A 19301-nucleotide genomic window follows, 5' to 3' on the forward strand; every position below is an offset into this window, starting at 1 on the left:
CTCGCGCCCGGTTGGCGGCCGGATCAGTTGATCTTGATACCGCGTTCCTTGACCAGATCCTTCCATTGCGCGGTTTCCTTGGCCAGGTGGTCGCGCAGTGCCTCGGGCGTGCCGCCGATGGACTCGGCGCCGATCGAATCCAGCGTCGCTTTCACCTTGGGCTCGGCCAGCGCGGTGCGCATGGCGTCGTTCAGCTTGGCCACCACGTCCGGCGGCGTGCCGGCCGGGGCGAAGGCCGCGAACCAGGGCATCAGTTCGTAGCCCGGCACGCCGGCCTCCTGCAGCGTCGGCACGTTGGGCAGCGCGGGCGAGCGCTTGGCGGTGGTGATGCCCAGCGCGCGCAGCTTTCCGCTGTCGATGTGCGGCTTGGCGGACGTGATGCTGTCGAACATGTAGTCGACCTGACCGCCCAGCAGGTCGGCCACGGCGGGGCCGCTGCCCTTGTAGGGCACGTGCAGCATGTCCACGCCGGTCATCGACACGAACATCTCGCCGGCCAGGTGGATCGAGGTGCCCACGCCGGCTGACGCGTACGTGTAGTGCTTGGGCTGGGCCTTGGCCTTGGCGATCACGTCCTGCACGCTGGTCGCGCCGGTGCGCTCCGGATTGGTCACGAGCACGTTGGGCACGACGGCCAGCAGCGAGATCGGCGCGAAATCCTTGATGGGGTCGTAGTTCAGGCTCTGGTAAAGCGCGGGATTGACCGCCATGCCGTTGGCGACGATCAGGATCGTGTAGCCGTCGGGCTTGGCGCGCGCCACGGCCGCCGCGCCGATATTGCCGCCCGCGCCGGCGCGGTTTTCGACGATGAAGGACGTGTTGAGCTGCTTGCCCATGGACTCGCTCAGGGTGCGTGCGATGCTGTCCATGGCGCCGCCGGGCGGAAAGGGCACGATCCACTTCACCGGCCGGTCAGGATACGCGTCGGCGTGCGCGGCGGTGGCGCCGGCCAGCAGCGTGGCGGCCAGCAACGCGCGGGCAAAGGGTTTGAATACATGGCGCATGCGCATGGTTTGTCTCCGTGTTTCTCGAATTATCTGCGGCGCCTGTTCCATTCATACTTTGAATGTCAGGGCCTGAACGCTTAGCGGCAGTATCGCTTGCCTTTTTCCAGGGTGTCCAAGACTATATGGGTTTCGATTGATACCTTCAGGGTCTGAATCAAGATGGAACTCCGGCATCTGCGTTACTTCCAGGCGGTGGCCGAGGCGGGCAGCTTCACGCTGGCGGCCTCGCGCCTGCACATCGCCCAGCCGCCTCTCAGCCGCCAGATCCGCCAGCTTGAAGAGGAGCTGGGCGTGCAGCTCTTCGAGCGCACGACCCGCGCGCTGCGGCTGACCGAGGCGGGCCGCTTCCTGCTCGAACAATCGCGGCTGCTGACCGCCCGCCTGGAAGAAGTGCTGGAAGGCACGCGCCGCCTGGGCCAGACCGAGCGCCGCTGGTTCGGCATCGGCTTCGTGCCGTCCACGCTCTATGGGTTCGTGCCCGAGCTGATCCGGCTGCTGCGCAGCGCCGATGAACGGGTCGAGGTCGGCCTGATGGAAATGAACACTTTGCCGCAGCTTGAAGCCCTGAAGGCCGGCCGCATCGACCTGGGCATCGGCCGCATCCTGCTGGACGACCCGGCCATCGAACGCCGCGTGCTCATGACCGAACCGCTGATGGCCGCGGTGCCGCTGCATCACCCGCTTGCGGGACAGGCCAGCGTCTCGGTGGACCGGCTGGCGCGCGAACCCTTCGTGCTCTATCCGGCCCGGCCGCGCCCGAACTACGCGGACCACGTGCTGGGCCTGTTCCGCGCCGCCGGGCACGCCGTGCAGGTGGTGCAGGAAGCCAACGAATTGCAGACCGCCATCGGACTGGTCGCGGCGGGGCTGGGCGTCACCGTGGTGCCGGCCTCCGTGCAGCGCCTGCAGCGCCAGGACGTCGCCCACGTGCGCATCGACGCCGACGCCTTCGTGTCGCCGGTGATCGTCAGCTACCGCAAGGACGACGCCTCCGCGTTTCTGGCGCAGGCGCTGGAACTGGCGGGCGACCTTGCGACAAGGCAGGGATCCGGATCGCGCTGACGCCAGCGCAGCGGCCATGCTGCGCCAGCGCGGCCAGGCGCCGGTCCGCCACGGTATATTGCCTCCATGAAAAAGCTAGACATCCCAGCGCTGGAAATCTTCGTCGCGGCCGTCGAGGAAAAGAGCCTGTCCAAAGCGGCCGAGCGGGAAAACCTGGTGACGTCCGCGGCCAGCAAGCGCGTGGCCGAACTGGAGCGGCATCTGGGCCGCACGCTGCTGCACCGCCACGGGCGCGGCGTCGAGCCCACGCCGGCGGGCGCTTTGCTGTACCAGCGGGCCAAGGCCATCCTGCGCAGCGTGCAGCTCACCGAGCAGGCCATCAACGGCTATACCCTGGACGGCCAGGCGAAGATCCGCCTGGCTTCTAACCCGTCCACCATCCTGCAATTCCTGCCCGGCGTGATGGGGCGCTTTCTGGCCGGCCGCAGCGACGTCAGCGTGGATCTGCTCGAAGGCCACAGCTACGACATTCCGCGCATGGTCGCCGAGGCCTCGGTGGACATCGGCATCTATCACGCGGATCACCCGGTGCCTGGCGTCGCCTCGTTTCCCTTCCGGCGCGATCGCGTGGGACTGGTGGTGCCGGTGGGCCATGCGCTGGCGGGCCGTTCCGAGTTGTACCTGGAAGAGGCGCTGGACTACGACCTGCTCGGCTATTTTCCGCGCCATTCGCTCGACCAGTTCCTGGCCTACGCGGGGCAGTCGCTGTCGCGGCCGCCGAACGTGAAGCTGCAGGTGTCCAATTTCGAGACGCGCTGCCGCATGATCCGCGAGGGCCTGGGCATCGGCGTGGTGCCCGAAGGCATCGCGCGGCACTACCTGTCTTCGATGGGGCTGGCGCTGCTGCGGCTGCGCGATGACTGGGCCGAGCGCCAGTTCTATGTGTGCGTGCGCGATACGAGCCAGCTTGCGCGGCCGGTGGACGACCTGCTCAAGGCGCTGACGGCGCCGCAGTTGCAAGGGGAGTGACCCGGCGCGGTGGTGGCGCAGCAGTCAGCCCGCGCCACGGCCCCGGGAGACCGGACGTACCCGCGTCCGCGCGGCCGCGCGCTATGCGCCCTGCCGCCTGCGCGCCGCCTGCGCCAGCACCGGCCGCAGATAGCCGAGGAACCGGTCCGGGTCCTCGCTCATGGGAAAGTGGCCCATGCCTTCCATGATCTGCCATTGCGATCCGGCGATGCGGCCCGCCAGGAATTCCGTGTCCTCGGGCGTGCAGGAATAGTCGTATTCGCCGGTCAGCAGCCACAGCGGGCAGCGCTGCGTGTCGATGCCGGCCACGCGGTCGCGGATGTCGCCGTCCGCGGTATAGAAGTGCAGGTCCCCCTTGAACACCCCCGGACCGCTCTGCATGTAGTGCCACAAGGTCTCCCAGCGATGCTTCTCGGGGCTGCCCGGGCCGACCAGGCCCGATACGATGCCGGCGCAGACTTCGCCGCCGTGCACGTCCGGCCGGTTCAGCCATTCCAGGTCGTAGTACGGGTCGACGTGCGCGCCGGACTGCAGGCCGATGGCGCCGCCGAAGCGGTCGGCGTGTTCAAGCGCCAGATGCAGCACGATGCGGCCGCCGATGGAGCAGCCCATCACCAGCGGACGGTCCAGCGCCAGCGCGTCGGCCACGGCGATGATCGCCTCGGCGTAGTCCTGCGAGGTCAGCCGGTAGGTTTCTTCCTGCCAGCCTTCGGGCGGTGAGGATTTGCCGTGCCACGGCAGGTCGAAGGCGATGACGCGGAAGGATTCCAGGATGGCCGGGTCGTTCATCACCGCGCGGTACTGGCGCGAGTCCGCGCCGGCCGTGTGCAGGCACAGCAGCGGCGTGCCGCTGCCGGCTTCTTCGACGTAAATGCGCTGCGGGCGTCCACCCAGCGGCAGGTGCAGATAGCGGCCGACGATGGGCTCGAAGCGGGCGGGGCTGGCGTTCACAGGGACGCTCCTTTGGCGCGCGGGCAGGCCAGCACGTCCTTGAAGTAAAGCAGGTGGGACATCAGGGGATGGAGGTCGCCTTCGGCGCGCAGGCGGCGGAATTTCACCAGCGCCATCAGGTCATGGAAACCGGGCGCGGGCTTGGGGCTCCAGAACTGCGCCCAGTCGGCCGCGGCCGCGCGCAGCGCGAATTGCCAACGCGGCATGACGAAGGGGCCGCGGCGCACCGATTCGATGCGGCCGGCCTGCACGGCGATGAGATAGGCGGTGTCGCCGCACTCCAGCAGGAACACCGTGTTCAGGTGCCGGCCTCGCCACACCAGCCGCTCCTGCCGGTTCACGGCGTCCGCCAGTCGGTGAAGAATGAAGTCGTCTTCTTGCATTGCGTTGTCCTTGTCACAGGGGCGGAACGTCCAGGCGGTAGATGCCGTCGCCGTCGACGGCGCGCGGATAGCGCTGGGTGACGGCGGGGTCGTGGCCTGGCACGATGTGCGCCTCGGAATCCGCCAGGGTCCGGATGCGCGCATAGCCCTCGAGCATATCGCCCAAGTGGAAGATGGCGGGAAAGGGATTGTTGTCCTGGAAGTTGCGGTAGTAGTGCAGGGCGTCGGACGCCAGCACGACCCAGCCGCGCGCCGTGTGCACGCGCACGACCTGCAGGCCCTGCGTGTGCCCGCCGATGCGGTAGATCTCCAGCCCGGGCGCCAGCCGGGCATCGCCATCGTGAAAGCACACGCGCCCCGCGTACACCTGGCGCACCACCGCCTGCACGTCGTCCACCGAGAAGAAATGCCGCATCGATTCAAAGCACATGTAGCGGCCGGTGGCGTATTGCATCTCGGCGTCCTGCAGATGCACGCGCGCGTTCGGATAGGCTTCGACGTTGCCGGCGTGGTCGTAGTGCAGGTGGGTCAGGATGAGATCGCCGATGTCCGCGGGCGCCAGCCCCAGCCGGCCAAGCGCCGCCTCGGGCTGCAACGTGAAGGCGCGGTTGCGGGCGCGCGCCGAGCAGGCGCTAAAGCCCGTGTCGACCATTACGTTGCCTTGCGGACCGCGCAGCAGCCAGCAAAAGAAGTCCATCGGCATCGGCCCGTCATGGACGTCGGCGCGTGACAGGAAGTTGTCGGCCGCGCGCCGCGTGACGCTGGCGTAGCGGATCGCATAGACCTCGTAGGCCGGCGCGTCGCCGGCCGCTTGCGGCGTTGGGATCATGGTTTGACCAGCTTGCACTGGCTTTCGGACAAGGGCATGAACGCCTGGTCGCCCGGCACCGTGCGCACGATCTTGTAGTAGTCCCAGGGCGCCTTGGATTCCTTGGGCGACTTGACCTCCACCACGTAGGTGTCGTGGATGAGCTTGCCGTCCTCGCGCAGGCGGGCGTTGCGGGCGAACGCATCGTGGATGGGCTGGGCCCGCAGCGTTTTCATCACGACGTCCACATTGTCCGACCCCGACTTCTCGACCGCCCGCAGGTAGTTCAGCACAGCGGAATACTGGCCCGCCTGCAGCGCGGTGGGCATCTTGCCGGACGCCTTGTGAAAGCGCTGCGCGAAGGCGCGCGTCTCGTCGTCCATGTCCCAGTAGAAGGTCTCGGCAAAGGTCATGCCCTGGCCGGCGTCCAGGCCCACGCCATGCACGTCGGTAATGCTCATCAGCATGGCGACCAGCTTTTGCTTGCCCGCCAGGCCGAACTCGCGCGCCTGCTTGATCTCGTTCTGCAGATCCGCGCCCGCGCTGGCGAAGGCGACGGCATCGGCCTTGCTGGACTGCGCCGACAGCAGGAACGACGCGAAATCGTTGCCCGGGAACGGATAGCGCGCCGACCCGGCCACCGTGCCGCCGCCTTCCTTCACAAAACGCATGCCGTCGTTTTCCAGCGAGTGGCCAAAGGCATAGTCGGCGGTGACGAAGAACCATTTCTTCGCGCCGGCCTCCACCAGCGGCAACGTGCCCACCTTGGCGAGCGCGTACGTGTCATAGACCCACTGCACGTTGTTGGGCGAGCAGTCTTCGCCGGTGATGCGGGTGGCGCCGGCGCCGGTCACCATGGTCATGCGGCCTTTTTCGCGGGCGATGTTCATCACGGCCAGCGCGACGGCGCTGTTGCCCAGTTCGGTCACGACGTCGACCTGGTCGCGGTCCATCCATTCGCGCGCGCGGCTGGCGGCCACGTCCGTCTTGTTCAGGTGGTCGGCGGACAGCATTTCGATGGGCTTGCCCAGCACCTTGCCGCCAAATTCCTCGATGGCCAGCTGCGTGGCCAGGACGGAGCCGGGGCCGACGTTGCCGGAATACGCGCCGGACATGTCCGTCAGCACGCCGATGCGCACGACGCCATCGGATATGCCTTCGGACGGCTGGGCCTGCGCGGCGCCGGCCAGGGCGGCAACCGCGATCGCGGCGGTGATTCCGGTGATTTTCTTATGCATGGTGTTCTCCTTTGGATGGTGCGGCGGCGCGGTCGGTCGCCGCGCCGCTCGGGTGATGGCTGCGCGCTACATCTGGCTCACGTACTTGACCTGCATGAATTCCTGCAGGCCCTCGACGCCGCCTTCCTTGCCCAGCCCGCTGTCCTTGAATCCGCCGAACGGCGTCTCGGGCAGCGAGGCCTGGCAATGGTTGATGCAGACCACACCGCTGTCGATGCGCTCGGACGCGATGCGCGCGGTGGCGGCATCGCGCGTGAAGACATACGAGGCAAGCCCGAAAGGCAGCCGGTTGGCCTGTGCCAGGGCCTCATCCAGCTCGGCAAACGGCTGCACCAGCGCCAGCGGGCCGAAGGGTTCGGTGTTGGCGGCCAGGCATTCGGGGCCCGCGTCGCGCAGCACGGTCGGGGCCCAGAACCACCCGGGAAGATCCAGCCGCTCTCCGCCGGCCGCCAGTTGCGCGCCGTGTTTCAGCGCATCGGCCACCATGGTTTCCATTGCCGCAAGCCGCCGGGGATTGGCGAGGGGGCCCATCTGCACGCCGGCTTCCAGGCCGTTGCCCACGCGCCAGCCGCGCGCCCGTTCGGCCAGGCGCTCCACGAAGGGTTCGTACACGCTCTCATGCACGTACATGCGGGTGGGCGACGTGCAGATCTGGCCGGAATTGCGCAGCTTGGCCGCCAGCACGGTATCGGCCGCGCCGACGGGATCGGCGTCGCCGAACACCAGCACGGGCGCATGCCCGCCCAGTTCCAGCGTCGCCCGCTTCAGGCCGCCCGCCGCCATCATCGCCAGTTCACGGCCGATGGACGTGGAGCCGGTAAAGGTCACCATGCGGATGACTGGCGAGGCGATGAGACGCCGGGAGATCTCGGCCGGATCGCCGAACACCATGTTCAGCACGCCCGCGGGCAGCCCCGCGTCCGCCAGCGCGCGGCCGATTTCCAGCGCGATGGCCGGTGTTTCCTCGGAGGGCTTGATGACGACCGAGCAGCCCGCGGCCAGGGCCCCGGCGATCTTGCGCGACGGCGTGATCGCCGGCGCGTTCCAGCCCGAGAACGCCGCGACCGGGCCGATGGGTTCCGGGATCGCCATCTGGCGGATGCCGCCCACGCGGCCGGGGATCAGCCGGCCATAGGTGCGCCGCGCTTCCTCGGCGCCCCATTCGAACATCTCGGCGGCGGTGGCCACTTCCTTTTCGGATTCGGCCAGGGGCTTGCCCAGTTCGCGGGTGATCAGCCACGCCAGTTGCGGCGTGCGCTCGTGCATCAGCGCGGCGGCGCGGCGCAGGATCGCGGCCCGGTCCAGTGGCGCCGTGTCGCGCCAGCCTGGAAAGCTGCGGCGCGCGGCCTCCAGGGCCTCGTCGACGTCATCGGCCGAGGCCATCGGCAATCGGCCCAGCACCGCCTGCGTGGCGGGGTCGATCACCTCCAGGCCGGGGCGGGCGCCGGCCGCGACCGCGCGGCCGCCGATGAGCAGGGTCAGTTCGGGATAGTCCATCTAGTCTGCCTTTGCGATGTGGCTGGTCTGCATGACCTGCGCCCAGCGTTCGGTCTGCGAGCCGATGTGGCGGGCGAAGTCGTCGGGGGTGCCGCGCATCGGGTACTGGCCCAGCTTGAGCAGCGCGTCGCGCGCTTCGTCGGTGCCCATGACCTTGTTGATGGCGGCGTTCAGGCGCTGCTTGACGGCGGGCGGCACGCCGGCCGGCGCCAGCACGCCGTTCCAGGGTTCGGCCGTGAAGCCGGGAATTCCGGCGGCCTGCGCCACCGTCGGCACGCCGGGCGCCACCGAAGACGGCTGCGCGGCGGCGATGCCCAGCGCCCGCAGCTTGCCGGCCTGCACCTGCGGCATGGCGGCGATGGCGCTCAGGAAGGCCATGTCCACGCGCCCGGCCACCAGGTCGGCGATGGCCGCCGAATCGCCTTTGTAGGGCACATGGGTGATGTCGACCTGGGTGGCGCTCTTGAACCATTCGCCCGCCAGGTGGTTCACCGCGCCGCTGCCGGCCGACGCGAAGGTCAGCGCACCGGGCTTTTCGCGCGCGCCGGCGATCAGTGCCTGCACGGAATCGAAGGGCGAGCCGGTCGGCACGACCAGCAGGTAGGGATAGCTGGCGACCAGGGCGATGGGCTGGAAGTCCTTGAGCACCTGGTAGTCGACCTTTTGCTTGTAGACGGGTTCGATCGACAGCGTGCCGCTGCTGCCCAGCATCAGGGTGTAGCCGTCGGCGGGCGCGCGCCTGACCGCCTGCACGGCGACCACGCCGTTGGCGCCGGCGCGATTTTCGACCACGACGGTCTGGCCGAGCTCGGTCTCGAGCTGGCGGGCGAGGTAGCGGCCGACGGCGTCCGTCGGGCCGCCGGCGGTAAAGCCGATCACCAGCGTGATCGGGCGGGTGGGATAGTCCGCGGCGGCGGCGTTCATGCCGATCGTGGCGGCGAGCAGGGGCAGGGCCCATCGACGTAGCAGGGGTGTCATGAATATCTCGGACAGGGAATGGGGCGGCGCGCGGCGCCGGATGGACGGCTTACGCGTAGCCGCGCTCGATCAGCTTGACCATCACCGGGTAGTACTCCTTGACGTAACCGGCGGCGCGCGTGCGCTCCAGCAGGTCGTGCGTCAGCCTGGCCGCCCGGGCGTCCACGTCGCCCTGGCTGGCCAGTTCGAGGGCCAGCAGGATGTCCTTGATCGCGTATTCGGTCGGAAAGGTCTTTTCCGGGAAGTGGGACGGGGCCAGCGCCTTCTGGCCCGGATTGCGCAGCACGAAACTGTCGGCCGAGCCCTTGCTCAGCGCGTCCAGCAGCAGGGTGCCGTCCACCCCGGCGCTGCGCCCGATCGTGACGGCTTCGGCCAGGGCGTGCACCGTCATGAAGACCACCATGTTGTTCATGATCTTGACCACCTGGCCGTTGCCAATGCCCCCGCACAGCAGCACGTCGGAGCCCATGCAGGACAGATAGGGCAGGACCGTGTCGTAGTCTTCCCGGGTGGCGCCCACCGTGATCATCAGTGTGCCCAGCCGGGCGGCCTCGCGCATGCGCGCCACGGGTGCGTCGATCAGCACGATGCCGTGGCCGCGCAGCACTTCGGCCAACTGGCGGGTGCGCGTGACGTCGCTGGTGCTCATGTCCACCACGATGCGCACCCGGCCCGCGGCTTCGACCAGGCCGCCCGGCCCGGTGCAGACCTGCTCCACCTGCACGATGCTGGGCAGCGACAGGAACACGATCTCGGCGCTTTGCGCCACCTCCACCACCGACGCGCAGGCATGCGCGCCCAATTCGCCGATGCGGGCCACCGGGTCGGGACTGATATCGGTCACGTACACCGGGTGCCCGGATCGACGGACCAGATTGGCGCACATGGGTTCGCCCATCACGCCCAGGCCGATGAAGCCCAGCGGGGTCTTGGTCTCGCTCATTACTTCCTCCTTGGTCATGCGTTGTTTTTCTCGTCTTGCCATGCAGCTTACGGACGCCGCCGGCGCGGCGGTATGAAAAATTGGCAAAGCAACGTTCACCAATTCCGGCCCCTTCCGATCAAGAAGGCTCGTTTTCCTTTTTATCAATCCTCGCGCGGCGCGGCCGCCTAGAGTGATCGGCAGAAGCGAACGGCGCGCAAGCTGCGCCGCACTCACCACGGAGAGACAAATGCTGCTGGACACCATCGCCGCTTATGGCGCGAAAGACGCCGTAGGCCGATTGCCCGAGGAGGTCATCCATTACGCCAAGCGCGCGTTCCTGGATTGGCTGTCGGCGCTGTATCCCGGCACCCGCACCGCGCCGTGCCAGCAACTGCTGGGCGCGCATGGCGCCGAACTGGGGTCGGGCGCGTCCAGCCTGCCCGGCTGCGCGACCACCGCTTTTGCCGCGACGGCGGCCTGGATCAACGGCAGCGTGTCGCACGCGGTGGAGTTCGACGACATCTTCCGCGACGCGGTCTATCACCCGGGTTGCCCGACCATCGCCGCGGCGCTTGCGCTGGCGGAAGAGCACGACGCCAGCGGTCTGGCGCTGCTGCAGGCGATCGTGGTGGGCTACGAGATTTCGACGCGCATCGGCGCGGCGGTGCAGCCCGCGCACTACCGCTATTTCCATACGACGGGCACCGTGGGCTGTTTTGGCGGCGCTGCCGCCGCCGCGGCCCTGTGCGCGCCGGGCGATGCGCAGGTCATGCTGCACGCGCTGGCCACCGCCGGTACGCTGGCCAGCGGTCTGCAACAGGCTTTCCGGTCGGACGCCATGAGCAAGGCGCTGCATGCGGGCCATGCCGCCGAGGTCGGCGTGCGGGCCGGGCAGGGCGCCGCGCACGGCATCACCGGCGTGGCGGACATCCTGGAGGGCGAGGCGGGATTTGGCGCCGCGCTGGCGCGCGACCCCGACTGGCGGCTGGCCGTGGCCGGCCTGGGCGAACGCTACAACATCCTGTCGATCACCCAGAAGAACCACGGCTGCTGCGGCCATACCTTCGCCGCCATCGACGCGGCGCTGGCCTTGCGCGAACGCGGCCTGCAGCCGGACGATATCGCCGCGTTGCGGGTGGAGACCTACCAGACCGCGCTGGACGTGACGGGCAACTTCCAGCCCGCCACCGCGTTCGAGGCGAAGTTCAGCCTGCCGTATGTGGTGGCGCATGCGCTGGTGCATGGGTCGGTGCGGCTGGACGCCTTTGGGGCGGCGCGGCTGCACGATCCGCGCGTGCGCGGGCTGATGCAATGCCTGGATCTGCGCGCGGCGCCGGACCTGTCGGCGGGCTTTCCGGCGATGCGCGCCGCGCGCCTGTCCGTCACGACGCACGGCGGCGACGTGCTGGAACACCACGCGCCGTACCGCAAGGGCGACCCCGAAGCGCCGCTGTCCGACGCGGACCTGAACGACAAATTCGCCGAGTTGGCGGGCCCCGTACTGGGCGGCGCGCGCATGCAGGCGCTGCGCGACGCCGTCTGGCGCCTGGAAGCCATGCCGGTGCGCGCCCTGCGCCTGGCGGCAGACATGCCCAAGCTCTGAACGCCCACTTCTCATGGTTCTTATGACGACTGCCAATTCCATGTCCACGTCTTTCGCCGACGCGCTGCTGTCTCCCCGTGCGGTCGCCCTGGTGGGCGCCTCGGGCGACGCGCGCAAGAACACCGCGCGCCCGCTGCGCTTCATGCGCAAGCACGGCTATGCCGGGTCCATCTATCCCGTCAACGCGGGCCGCGCCGAGATCCTGGGCGAGCGCGCCTATCCGTCGCTGGCCGAGCTGCCCGGGCCGGTGGATCACGTCTTCATCATGATTCCCGGCGACGGCGTGGCCGCCTTGCTGCCCGACTGCGCGCGGGCCGGCGCGCGCGTGGTGACGGTCTATTCCGACGGCTTCGGCGAGTCCGGACCGCAAGGGCAGGCCCGGCAGGCCGAGCTGGTGCGGCAGGCGCGCGCGCTGGGCCTGCGCCTGCTCGGGCCGAACAGCATCGGCCTGGCCGACCTGCACGGCGGCGGCATCCTGTCCGTGAACGCCGCCTTCGAGGCCGATACCCTGCTGGCCGGCGGCATCAGCCTCGTGTCGCAAAGTGGCTCCATGATGGGGTCGCTGCTGTCCCGCGCCGCCGCGCGCGGCTTCGGCTTCGCCAAGTCGGTCTCGGTCGGCAATGAAAGCGACATCACGGTCGGCGAAGTGGTGGACGCGCTGGTGGACGACGCCCGGACCGAGGTGATCCTGCTTTTCCTGGAAACGCTGCGCGCCGCGCCCACGCTGGCGCGCGCGCTTGCCCGGGCGAGCGCGGCGGGCAAGCCGGTCGTGGCCTACAAGCTTGGCCGCTCCGAGCAGGGCGACGCGCTGGCGCAGTCCCATACCGGCGCCATGGCGGGCAACGACGTGGCGGTGGATGCCTTCCTGAAGGCCCATGGCGTCATGCGGGTCCAGCACTTGGAGACCCTGTTCGAGATCGCGCCGCTGGCCGCCCGTTATGCGCGCCCCGCGGGCCGGGCGCGGGAGGGGAATGCGCCGCGCGTGGCGGTCATTACGACGACGGGCGGAGGCGCCGCGACGGTGGTCGACAACCTGGGCCTGCGCGGCCTGGCGGCGGTTGCACCGCCGGCCGCGTTCGTGCGGGAGATCGCGCAGCGCGGCCTGAAAATACGCGAAACGCCGGTCATCGACCTCACCTTGGCCGCGTCCAGCGAGCAGTACCGGATGCTGCTCGAAGCGCTGCTGCGCGCCGATTGGTGCGATGCGGTCCTGAGCGTGGTCGGGTCGTCCGCGCAGTTTCATCCTGCGCTGGCCGTCCAGCCCTTGCTCCAGGCCGACAAGCCCGCCGCCAAGCCGCTGGCGGTGTTCCTGGCGCCCGAAGCGCCGGCCTCGCTGGCGTTGCTGCAGGCAGGCGGCATCGCGGCGTTTCGCACGCCCGAAGCCTGCGCCGATGCGCTGGCCGTGTTCTTCGCGCCGCAAGGCCGGCCGCCCGGGCAGGGTGCGCCGCAGCCGTGGCCGGACGGCCTGCCGCGCAGCGGCATGCTCAGCGAGTTCGAGGCCGCGCAGGTGTTCGCGGACCTGGGGGTGCCGGTGACGCAAGGCGAGCTGCTCGCGCCGGACCGGCTGGATCACCGCGTCCCGTACCCGCTCGTGGCCAAGATCTGCTCGCGCGACCTGGCGCACAAGACCGAGCTGGGCGCGGTGCGCATCGGCATCCGCGACGCCCAGGCGCTGGAAGCGGCCGCGCGCGAACTGCGCGAGGCGGTGCGGCTGCGCGCGCCGGATGCCCGGGTCGACGGCATCCTGGTGCAGCCCATGGAAGACCGCCTGATCGAACTGATCCTGGGCTACCGCCACGACCCGCTGGTGGGTCCGACCGTGCTGTTGGGCGCGGGCGGCATCGCCGCCGAGCTGGCGCCGGATTTCGCGGTGCGTCTGGCGCCCGTGGATGTCGACGAGGCCTGGCGCATGATTTTCGAGGTCCGCCAGACCCGTCTGGTCCGCGGCTTTCGGGGCCTGCCCGAAGGCGATTGCCAGGCGCTGGCGCGCGCCATTGCCGCTTTCTCGCGCCTGGCGCTGTGCGACGGCGTGCGCGTCGAAGAGGCCGAGATCAACCCTTTGTTCGTCCGCGCCGATGGCGTGGTCGCCGTCGATGCCCTGGTCCGCCTGGCCTGACCGGCATCCACTTTCCCACTCTTCTATCAGGAACCCCAAGATGGACTTCACCCTCACTCCCGAACAGCGCGACTTCCAGACGGCCGTGCGCCGCTTCGCCGACCGTGAACTGCGCGCGGGCGCCGTGGAGCGCGCGCATTCCGACGACTACCCCTGGGACATCGCGCGCCTGATGGCGGGCCAGGGGCTGCTGGGCATCACGGTGGCGCAGGAGGACGGCGGCATCGGCGGGTCGCTGATGGACGCCGTCATTGCGATCGAGACCGTCGCCGCCGTCTGCCCGCGCAGCGCGGACGTGGTGCAGGCAGGCAACTTTGGCGCCATCCGCGTCCTGGCCGAGTACGGCAGCCCCTTGCAGAAACAGAAGTACCTGACGGGCCTGCTGGCCGGCGAAGGACTCATCTCGGTGGGGATGACCGAGCCGGACGCGGGCTCGGCGGTCACGGAGCTCAAGACCAGCGCCACGCGCGCGGACGGCGGCTGGCGCATCAACGGCACGAAGATCTTCACGACGCACGGCCCGCACGCCAGCGTCATCCTGGCCTACGTGCGCTTCGCGCCCGGCACGGCCGGCATCGGGTCGGTGCTGATCGGGACCCGCGACGAAGGCGTCAGGCTCGGCAAGCGTTCCGCCTTCATGTCGGGGGAAGAATGGGTCGAGATCTTCTTTGACAACGTCTTCGTGCCGGACGACATGGTCGTGCTGGGCGAGGGCGGCTTCAAGAAGCAGATCGCGGGATTCAACGTCGAGCGCATCGGCAACACCGCGCGCTCGCTGGCCCTGGGCCGTTATGCGTACGAAGAGGCGCGCAACTGGGCCATGCAGCGCAAGCAGTTCGGCCGCCTGCTGTGCGAGTTCCAGGGCCTGCAATGGAAGTTCGCCGACATGCGCATCAAGCTCGATGCCGCCCAACTGCTGCTGTACCGGGCCGCGACCGGCGCGGACACGGGGTTTCCGTCCGCGACGGAGACCGCCATCGCCAAGGCCTATTGCAACCAGGTGGGCTTCGACGTGGCCAACGATGCCTTGCAGGTGCTGGGCGGACTGGGCTACAGCCGCGAGTCTCTGGTCGAATACTGCGTGCGCCGCTGCCGCGGCTGGATGATCGCGGGCGGGTCCATCGAGATCCTGAAGAACCGCATCGCCGAAGGGATCTTCGAGCGCAGCTTCCCGCAGCGCCCGCCGCGCTGACACCGGGGTGTCGCGGCGCGCTGGCGGCATGCCGCCGCCGCGCTACCGGCCCGCCGCCGGCGCATACGCGCCCATCAGCTCCACGATCCAGTCGATGAACGCGCGCAGCTTGGCGCTGACGTGGCGGTTGGGCGGGAACGCCACGTACAAAGGCATCGGGTCCATCCGCCAGTCCTCGAAGACCGGGACCAGCTCGCCCCGCGCAAGGTGGGGTTCGGACATGTAGTCCGGCAGCCACAGCACGCCCATCCCCGCCAGGCCGGCGGCCAGGTAGGCGTTGCCGTCGTCCACCGCCAGCACGTAACGGCCCTGCACGTTGATGATGTCGTTGGCGCGCCGCATCGCATAGGGCAGGGCGCGGCCCGTGCGCGCCCACAGAAATCCGACGATCCGGTGGTGCGAATCTTCCAGCTCGCGCGGGTGGGCGGGCTTGCCCGCCTGCTTCAGGTACGAGGGCGCGGCATAGACGCCCAACCGCAGGTCGCCGACGCGGCGCGCCATCAGCGACTGATCGGTCAGCTCGCCGCCCCGCACGACGCAATCGACGTTCTCGCCGATCAGGTCGACGATGCGGTCGCTGACGCCCATGTCGAGCTGGATGTCGGGGTAGCGGGCGTGAAAGGCCGGCAGGGCGGGCACCAGCACCATGCGCGCAAGGGGGCTGGGCACGTCCACGCGCAGCCGGCCGCGCGGCGCTTCCGATGCGCTGGACAGGCTGGTCTCGGCGTCGTCCATGTCCGCCAGGAGCTTGATCACGCGCTCGTAGTACGCGGCGCCGTCCGCGGTGACGTTGACCTTGCGCGTGGTGCGGTTCAGCAGCCGCACGCGCAGCCGCGCCTCCAACTGCTGGACGAGCTGCGTCACGCTGGTCTTGCTCATGTGCAGGGTTTCGGCCGCCTTGGTGAAGCTGCCGGTCTCCACCACGCGCGCAAAGGCGTTCATTGCGTCAAAACGGTCCATGGCGGCTCCAGGGGGTTGGGGAATTAAGGGGAATTGGGGGATTGTTTGGATTCTACAAATAGTGTGGGAGGGGCTCGCCCGTTTATCCGCAAGTCGCGCGCCGGTAGAGTTTCTCCAGGTTCTTCCCATTCACGACGGGCCGCTTCGGCCCACCTCTGGAGCACGCTCATGAATACCCGCGACGTCGTCTTTCCTCCTCATCGCCATGCGTTGTATGAACGTAACCGTTATTCGCCGGCGGTTCGTTCCAACGGTTTTCTCTTCGTGTCGGGCCAGGTCGGCAGCCGGGACGATGGCTCGCCCGAGCCCGATCTGCGTCAGCAGGTGCGCCTGGCCTTTCAGAACCTGAACGCCATCCTGGAGGCGGCGGGCGGCTCGTTCGACGACGTGGTCGACGTGACCGTGTTCATGGTCGATCCGCAATCGCAGTTCGAGGCCATGTGGGAGGTGGTGCCCGAGTTCTGGGGCGACGCGCCGTACCCCACGATTACAGCGGTGGGCGTCACCTGGCTTTATGGATTCCAGTTCGAAATCAAGGTCATCGCCAGACTGCCGGATGTCGCCGCAGTATGACCGCAAACCGTCCGGCGCGGCCGGCATCGGCACTGTACCCCGGCCAGAACCGCCCGTAATATCCCTGCATCGACGATTGCCGCCCGCCGTTCATCGCGCCGGGCGGCGCTTCATGCAAAGGAGCGGGTCATGGGCATGCCATTCAAGCAAGTGGACGTATTCACCAGCGAACCCTACCGCGGTAACCCCGTGGCCGTGGTGCTGGACGCGCAAGGCCTGTCGGATGAGCAGATGCGGCGCATCGCCAACTGGACGAACCTGTCGGAGACCACATTCGTGCTGCCGGCGACGCAGCCCGGCGCCGATTACCGGGTCCGCATTTTCACGCCGCAGGCCGAACTGCCGTTCGCGGGGCATCCCACGCTGGGCACCGCGCACGCGCTGGTTGAAGCCGGCATCGTCTCGCCGCGGCAGGGCAGGCTCGTGCAGGAGTGCGAGGCCGGACCGATCGAACTGACCGTCACGGACATCCCGGGCAGCAGTCCGCTCATCGCGTTCACGCTGCCGGAGCCCGCGTTCACCACGCTGGATGCCGCAGAGATCGACGAAATGGAGTCGATATTGGGGTCGGCGGTGGTGCACGATCCCGCGCCCAAGCGCGTCGGCGTGGGGCCGGTGTGGACGATTGCGCAATTGCCCAGCGCCCAGGCAGTGCTGACGCTGAGGCCGGATTTTGCGCGCATGGCCGACTTCGACCGCGGCAACGGGGCCGCGGGCATCGTGGTGTACGGCGCGTACGGCGAGGGCGCGGAAGCGGCCGTCGAGGTGCGGGCGTTCGCGCCCAGCTTGGGCGCAAACGAAGACCCCGTGTGCGGCAGCGGCAACGGCGCGGTGGCCGCCTTCATCCGCGATGCGGGGCAGGTGCCGCAGTTCGGAACCGAATATCTCAGCTCGCAGGGCGCGGCCGTGGGACGGTCGGGACGGCTGAGCATCGCGTTCGACGCGGACGGGGCGATACGCGTGGGCGGGCAATCCGTCACCTGTATCGACGGCCGCATCGCTGCCTGAAGGGGCCGCGCTGGCGGGCGGGGTTCGCGCGGCGCGGGTCGTGGACTATGCTTGAACGTCGCGCATCGCAGCAAGGGTTGAGCGCATCACTTTCCTGTCCAGGAGGAGCAAGATGGCCAGCAAAAACACGATATGCCTGTGGTATGACGGTGCCGCGCTGGACGCGGCAAGCTTTTACGCCAAGACGTTTCCGGACAGCGCCGTGGGCGCGGTCCATCGCGCGCCCGGCGACTATCCCTCGGGCCGGCAGGGCGACGTCCTGATGGTGGAATTCACCGTCATGGGCATTCCCTGCGTCGGCCTGAACGGCGGCGACGCCTTCACGCACAACGAATCCTTTTCCTTCCAGGTCGCCACCGACGACCAGGCCGAAACCGACCGCCTGTGGAATGCCATCGTCTCGAATGGCGGCCAGGAGAGCGAGTGCGGCTGGTGCAAGGACAAATGGGGCGTCTCGTGGCAGATCACGCCCCGCGTGCTGCTCGCGGCGGTCACCGACCTGGACCAGGCGGCGGCCAAGCGCGCGTTCGAGGCGATGATGACCATGAAGAAAATCGACATCGCCACCATCGAGGCGGCCCGCCAGGGGCGATCCGCCTAGCGGGCAACCGGCACGCGCAGCGGGCGCCCGGCGGACGCGGCGACTTGCCCTGATCGGAGGTTGTCCGTGTTGAGGGGTGGATCAGGCCCCACGATCGTCCGGAGAAAGCTAATCCGGGGCCGGATGGCGCGGGCCGATGCGCGGCCCGGCAGGGCCATCCCGTGCCCGCGAAAACCGGTGAACGAGCCAGTTTTCACCGTAAAATCCGGGCGCTGCCGCGATATTTCGGCGCATTCTCCTCATTTCAGAGATGTACGTCGATCTCCTCACTCTTTACCTGCTGGCCGTCGGGACCCTGCTCGTCAGCGCCGGCCTGATGTTCTGGGAACAGCGGACCAATCCCACGCGCAGCAAGGAATTACGCATCCTGGCATCCGGGTTCGCCACGCTGGCCGCGGGCTGCGCGGCGGCGCTGTACCGCCACGATCTTCCCGGCGTCACCGGATCGGCCTTGAGCAATCTGGTCATCCTGGGCGGCTACCTGCTGGTGCTCAACGGCGTCGCCGCCCTGAGCGGACGGCATTACCTGCGCACCTCCGTCGGCATCCTGGCCGGCATGGGCCTGGTCTGGGTCATCGGCGGCGTGCGCTGGCTGGACGTCATGTGGACGTATGTCAGCTCGGTGCCCATTGCGCTCATCAGCGGCCTGACGGCCTGGGAGGTGTGGCGATGCCAGGCGCTCAAGCCGCGGCATTCCCGGTACATCGTCGTCGCGGCCGCCGGGGTGCACACGGCCCTCTACGCCGGCAGGGCGTTCATCCTGCCGTGGTTCGCGACCCAGCCCGGCCAGCAGATCCAGGCGCTGGTCGGCAAGCTGACCATCTACGAAGGCGTGCTGTATTCGGTGGTGTTGCCCATGACGCTGCTCAAGCTGATCCGCGACGAAACGCACCGCCAGTTGCTGCTGGAATCCCAGACCGACTACCTGACCCGGCTGGGCAACCGGCGCTGGTTCTTCGAACAGGGCGCGCGCATTCTTGACGGCAAGAAAGGGCGCGGCGCGGTCGCGGTGCTGGCGTTCGACCTGGACCACTTCAAGTCCGTCAATGACCGCTACGGGCACCAGGCGGGCGACAAAGTGCTCAAGTCCTTCGCGGATATTGCGCGGGAAGTGCTGGGACACGACACGATGCTTGCGCGCATCGGAGGCGAGGAGTTCGCCGCGCTGCTGTGGGGCGACGACGCCGAGGGCGCCCACACGCTGGGCAAGGCCATGGCCGAGCGCTTCGCCGTGACCGTCTCGAACCGCATGGACGGCATCGGCATCGCGGCGACGGTCAGCATCGGACTGGCGCGCTTCGATGGCGATGCGCCCGACATCGTGGAGGCGCTGGCGCAGGCGGACCGGGCGCTTTACCGCGCCAAATCGCTGGGCGGCAACCGCCTGGAGCTGGCGCCGCGCGCTGCGGCCACGGCCTGAGCGGCGGGCA

At 68.8% G+C, this 19301-nt stretch carries 18 protein-coding genes; 9 read left to right on the forward strand and 9 right to left on the reverse strand.

Features of this window, described 5'->3' with window-relative positions:
• Positions 1-23: 23 nt before the first annotated feature.
• Complete coding sequence (locus tag BXA00_RS22815) at positions 24-1010, reverse strand: tripartite tricarboxylate transporter substrate binding protein (protein ID WP_076520668.1); 987 nt, start codon at positions 1008-1010, stop codon at positions 24-26.
• A 156-nt stretch (positions 1011-1166) separates the two neighbouring features.
• On the opposite strand from BXA00_RS22815, the gene BXA00_RS22820 reads away from it, so the two are divergent.
• Positions 1167-2069: a LysR family transcriptional regulator gene (locus BXA00_RS22820; RefSeq protein ID WP_076520669.1), complete on the forward strand. Its 903-nt coding sequence runs from the start codon at positions 1167-1169 to the stop codon at positions 2067-2069.
• Between the two features lie 66 nt (positions 2070-2135).
• Positions 2136-3038, forward strand: coding sequence for a LysR family transcriptional regulator (locus tag BXA00_RS22825; protein ID WP_076520670.1), 903 nt, complete (start codon positions 2136-2138; stop codon positions 3036-3038).
• Positions 3039-3119: 81 nt separating this feature from the next.
• Here BXA00_RS22825 and BXA00_RS22830 read toward each other — a convergent pair whose 3' ends face one another.
• The 7 genes from BXA00_RS22830 to BXA00_RS22860 form a co-directional block, all read right to left on the reverse strand.
• Positions 3120-3989 carry an alpha/beta fold hydrolase gene (locus tag BXA00_RS22830; protein ID WP_076520671.1) on the reverse strand — a complete coding sequence of 290 codons (870 nt, stop codon included), beginning with the start codon at positions 3987-3989 and terminating at the stop codon, positions 3120-3122.
• Positions 3986-4372 (reverse strand): hypothetical protein, encoded by a 387-nt coding sequence (locus BXA00_RS22835; protein ID WP_076520672.1) that lies wholly within the window; start codon positions 4370-4372, stop codon positions 3986-3988. The genes BXA00_RS22830 and BXA00_RS22835 overlap by 4 nt, the downstream gene beginning before the upstream one ends.
• A gap of 13 nt (positions 4373-4385) precedes the next feature.
• A complete protein-coding gene (locus BXA00_RS22840; protein WP_076520673.1) occupies positions 4386-5201 on the reverse strand; it encodes an N-acyl homoserine lactonase family protein in 816 nt (271 codons plus the stop codon).
• Positions 5198-6418 carry an ABC transporter substrate-binding protein gene (locus BXA00_RS22845; protein WP_076520674.1) on the reverse strand — a complete coding sequence of 407 codons (1221 nt, stop codon included), beginning with the start codon at positions 6416-6418 and terminating at the stop codon, positions 5198-5200. Before BXA00_RS22845 ends, BXA00_RS22840 begins: the two co-directional genes overlap by 4 nt.
• A gap of 66 nt (positions 6419-6484) precedes the next feature.
• Positions 6485-7915 carry an NAD-dependent succinate-semialdehyde dehydrogenase gene (locus BXA00_RS22850; protein ID WP_076520675.1) on the reverse strand — a complete coding sequence of 477 codons (1431 nt, stop codon included), beginning with the start codon at positions 7913-7915 and terminating at the stop codon, positions 6485-6487.
• Positions 7916-8893, reverse strand: a complete 978-nt coding sequence (locus BXA00_RS22855; RefSeq protein WP_076520676.1) for a tripartite tricarboxylate transporter substrate binding protein — start codon at positions 8891-8893, stop codon at positions 7916-7918.
• Positions 8894-8942: 49 nt separating this feature from the next.
• A complete protein-coding gene (locus BXA00_RS22860) occupies positions 8943-9836 on the reverse strand; it encodes an NAD(P)-dependent oxidoreductase (protein WP_076520677.1) in 894 nt (297 codons plus the stop codon).
• 229 nt (positions 9837-10065) lie between these two features.
• Here BXA00_RS22860 and BXA00_RS22865 point away from each other — a divergent pair, with 229 nt between their 5' ends.
• The 3 genes from BXA00_RS22865 to BXA00_RS22875 are packed head-to-tail and all read left to right on the forward strand — an operon-like array spanning position 10066 to position 14729.
• Entirely contained in the window at positions 10066-11421 is a 1356-nt protein-coding gene (locus BXA00_RS22865; RefSeq protein ID WP_076520678.1) for an MmgE/PrpD family protein, read from the forward strand.
• 40 nt (positions 11422-11461) lie between these two features.
• Positions 11462-13537, forward strand: a complete 2076-nt coding sequence (locus BXA00_RS22870) for an acetate--CoA ligase family protein (protein ID WP_231952136.1) — start codon at positions 11462-11464, stop codon at positions 13535-13537.
• Between the two features lie 40 nt (positions 13538-13577).
• Positions 13578-14729 (forward strand): acyl-CoA dehydrogenase family protein, encoded by a 1152-nt coding sequence (locus tag BXA00_RS22875; RefSeq protein ID WP_076520680.1) that lies wholly within the window; start codon positions 13578-13580, stop codon positions 14727-14729.
• A gap of 42 nt (positions 14730-14771) precedes the next feature.
• On the opposite strand, the gene BXA00_RS22880 is transcribed toward BXA00_RS22875, so the two are convergent.
• Positions 14772-15689 carry a LysR family transcriptional regulator gene (locus BXA00_RS22880; RefSeq protein WP_076520681.1) on the reverse strand — a complete coding sequence of 306 codons (918 nt, stop codon included), beginning with the start codon at positions 15687-15689 and terminating at the stop codon, positions 14772-14774.
• A 168-nt stretch (positions 15690-15857) separates the two neighbouring features.
• On the opposite strand from BXA00_RS22880, the gene BXA00_RS22885 reads away from it, so the two are divergent.
• The 4 genes from BXA00_RS22885 to BXA00_RS22900 all read left to right on the forward strand — a co-directional run bounded on the left by BXA00_RS22885 (position 15858) and on the right by BXA00_RS22900 (position 19291).
• Complete coding sequence (locus BXA00_RS22885; protein WP_076520682.1) at positions 15858-16262, forward strand: RidA family protein; 405 nt, start codon at positions 15858-15860, stop codon at positions 16260-16262.
• 135 nt (positions 16263-16397) lie between these two features.
• The gene (locus BXA00_RS22890; RefSeq protein ID WP_304528800.1) at positions 16398-17270 is read left to right on the forward strand and encodes a PhzF family phenazine biosynthesis protein; all 873 of its coding nucleotides are present in this window, start codon (positions 16398-16400) and stop codon (positions 17268-17270) included.
• A 112-nt stretch (positions 17271-17382) separates the two neighbouring features.
• Complete coding sequence (locus BXA00_RS22895) at positions 17383-17871, forward strand: VOC family protein (protein WP_076520684.1); 489 nt, start codon at positions 17383-17385, stop codon at positions 17869-17871.
• Positions 17872-18121: 250 nt separating this feature from the next.
• On the forward strand, positions 18122-19291 hold the full coding sequence (locus BXA00_RS22900) for a diguanylate cyclase (protein WP_076520685.1): 1170 nt from the start codon (positions 18122-18124) through the stop codon (positions 19289-19291).
• Positions 19292-19301 lie beyond the last annotated feature (10 nt).

The sequence above is a fragment of the Achromobacter sp. MFA1 R4 genome (assembly GCF_900156745.1).
Taxonomy (GTDB): Bacteria; Pseudomonadota; Gammaproteobacteria; order Burkholderiales; family Burkholderiaceae_B; genus Achromobacter.

Coding starts and splice junctions, on each gene's coding strand:
- BXA00_RS22815 (WP_076520668.1), bottom strand. CDS start 1,010: ATGCGCATGCGCCATGTATTCAAACCCTTTGCCCGCGCGTTGCTGGCC.
- BXA00_RS22820 (WP_076520669.1), top strand. CDS start 1,167: ATGGAACTCCGGCATCTGCGTTACTTCCAGGCGGTGGCCGAGGCGGGC.
- BXA00_RS22825 (WP_076520670.1), top strand. CDS start 2,136: ATGAAAAAGCTAGACATCCCAGCGCTGGAAATCTTCGTCGCGGCCGTC.
- BXA00_RS22835 (WP_076520672.1), bottom strand. CDS start 4,372: ATGCAAGAAGACGACTTCATTCTTCACCGACTGGCGGACGCCGTGAAC.
- BXA00_RS22840 (WP_076520673.1), bottom strand. CDS start 5,201: ATGATCCCAACGCCGCAAGCGGCCGGCGACGCGCCGGCCTACGAGGTC.
- BXA00_RS22845 (WP_076520674.1), bottom strand. CDS start 6,418: ATGCATAAGAAAATCACCGGAATCACCGCCGCGATCGCGGTTGCCGCC.
- BXA00_RS22850 (WP_076520675.1), bottom strand. CDS start 7,915: ATGGACTATCCCGAACTGACCCTGCTCATCGGCGGCCGCGCGGTCGCG.
- BXA00_RS22855 (WP_076520676.1), bottom strand. CDS start 8,893: ATGACACCCCTGCTACGTCGATGGGCCCTGCCCCTGCTCGCCGCCACG.
- BXA00_RS22860 (WP_076520677.1), bottom strand. CDS start 9,836: ATGAGCGAGACCAAGACCCCGCTGGGCTTCATCGGCCTGGGCGTGATG.
- BXA00_RS22865 (WP_076520678.1), top strand. CDS start 10,066: ATGCTGCTGGACACCATCGCCGCTTATGGCGCGAAAGACGCCGTAGGC.
- BXA00_RS22870 (WP_231952136.1), top strand. CDS start 11,462: ATGTCCACGTCTTTCGCCGACGCGCTGCTGTCTCCCCGTGCGGTCGCC.
- BXA00_RS22875 (WP_076520680.1), top strand. CDS start 13,578: ATGGACTTCACCCTCACTCCCGAACAGCGCGACTTCCAGACGGCCGTG.
- BXA00_RS22880 (WP_076520681.1), bottom strand. CDS start 15,689: ATGGACCGTTTTGACGCAATGAACGCCTTTGCGCGCGTGGTGGAGACC.
- BXA00_RS22885 (WP_076520682.1), top strand. CDS start 15,858: ATGAATACCCGCGACGTCGTCTTTCCTCCTCATCGCCATGCGTTGTAT.
- BXA00_RS22890 (WP_304528800.1), top strand. CDS start 16,398: ATGCCATTCAAGCAAGTGGACGTATTCACCAGCGAACCCTACCGCGGT.
- BXA00_RS22895 (WP_076520684.1), top strand. CDS start 17,383: ATGGCCAGCAAAAACACGATATGCCTGTGGTATGACGGTGCCGCGCTG.
- BXA00_RS22900 (WP_076520685.1), top strand. CDS start 18,122: ATGTACGTCGATCTCCTCACTCTTTACCTGCTGGCCGTCGGGACCCTG.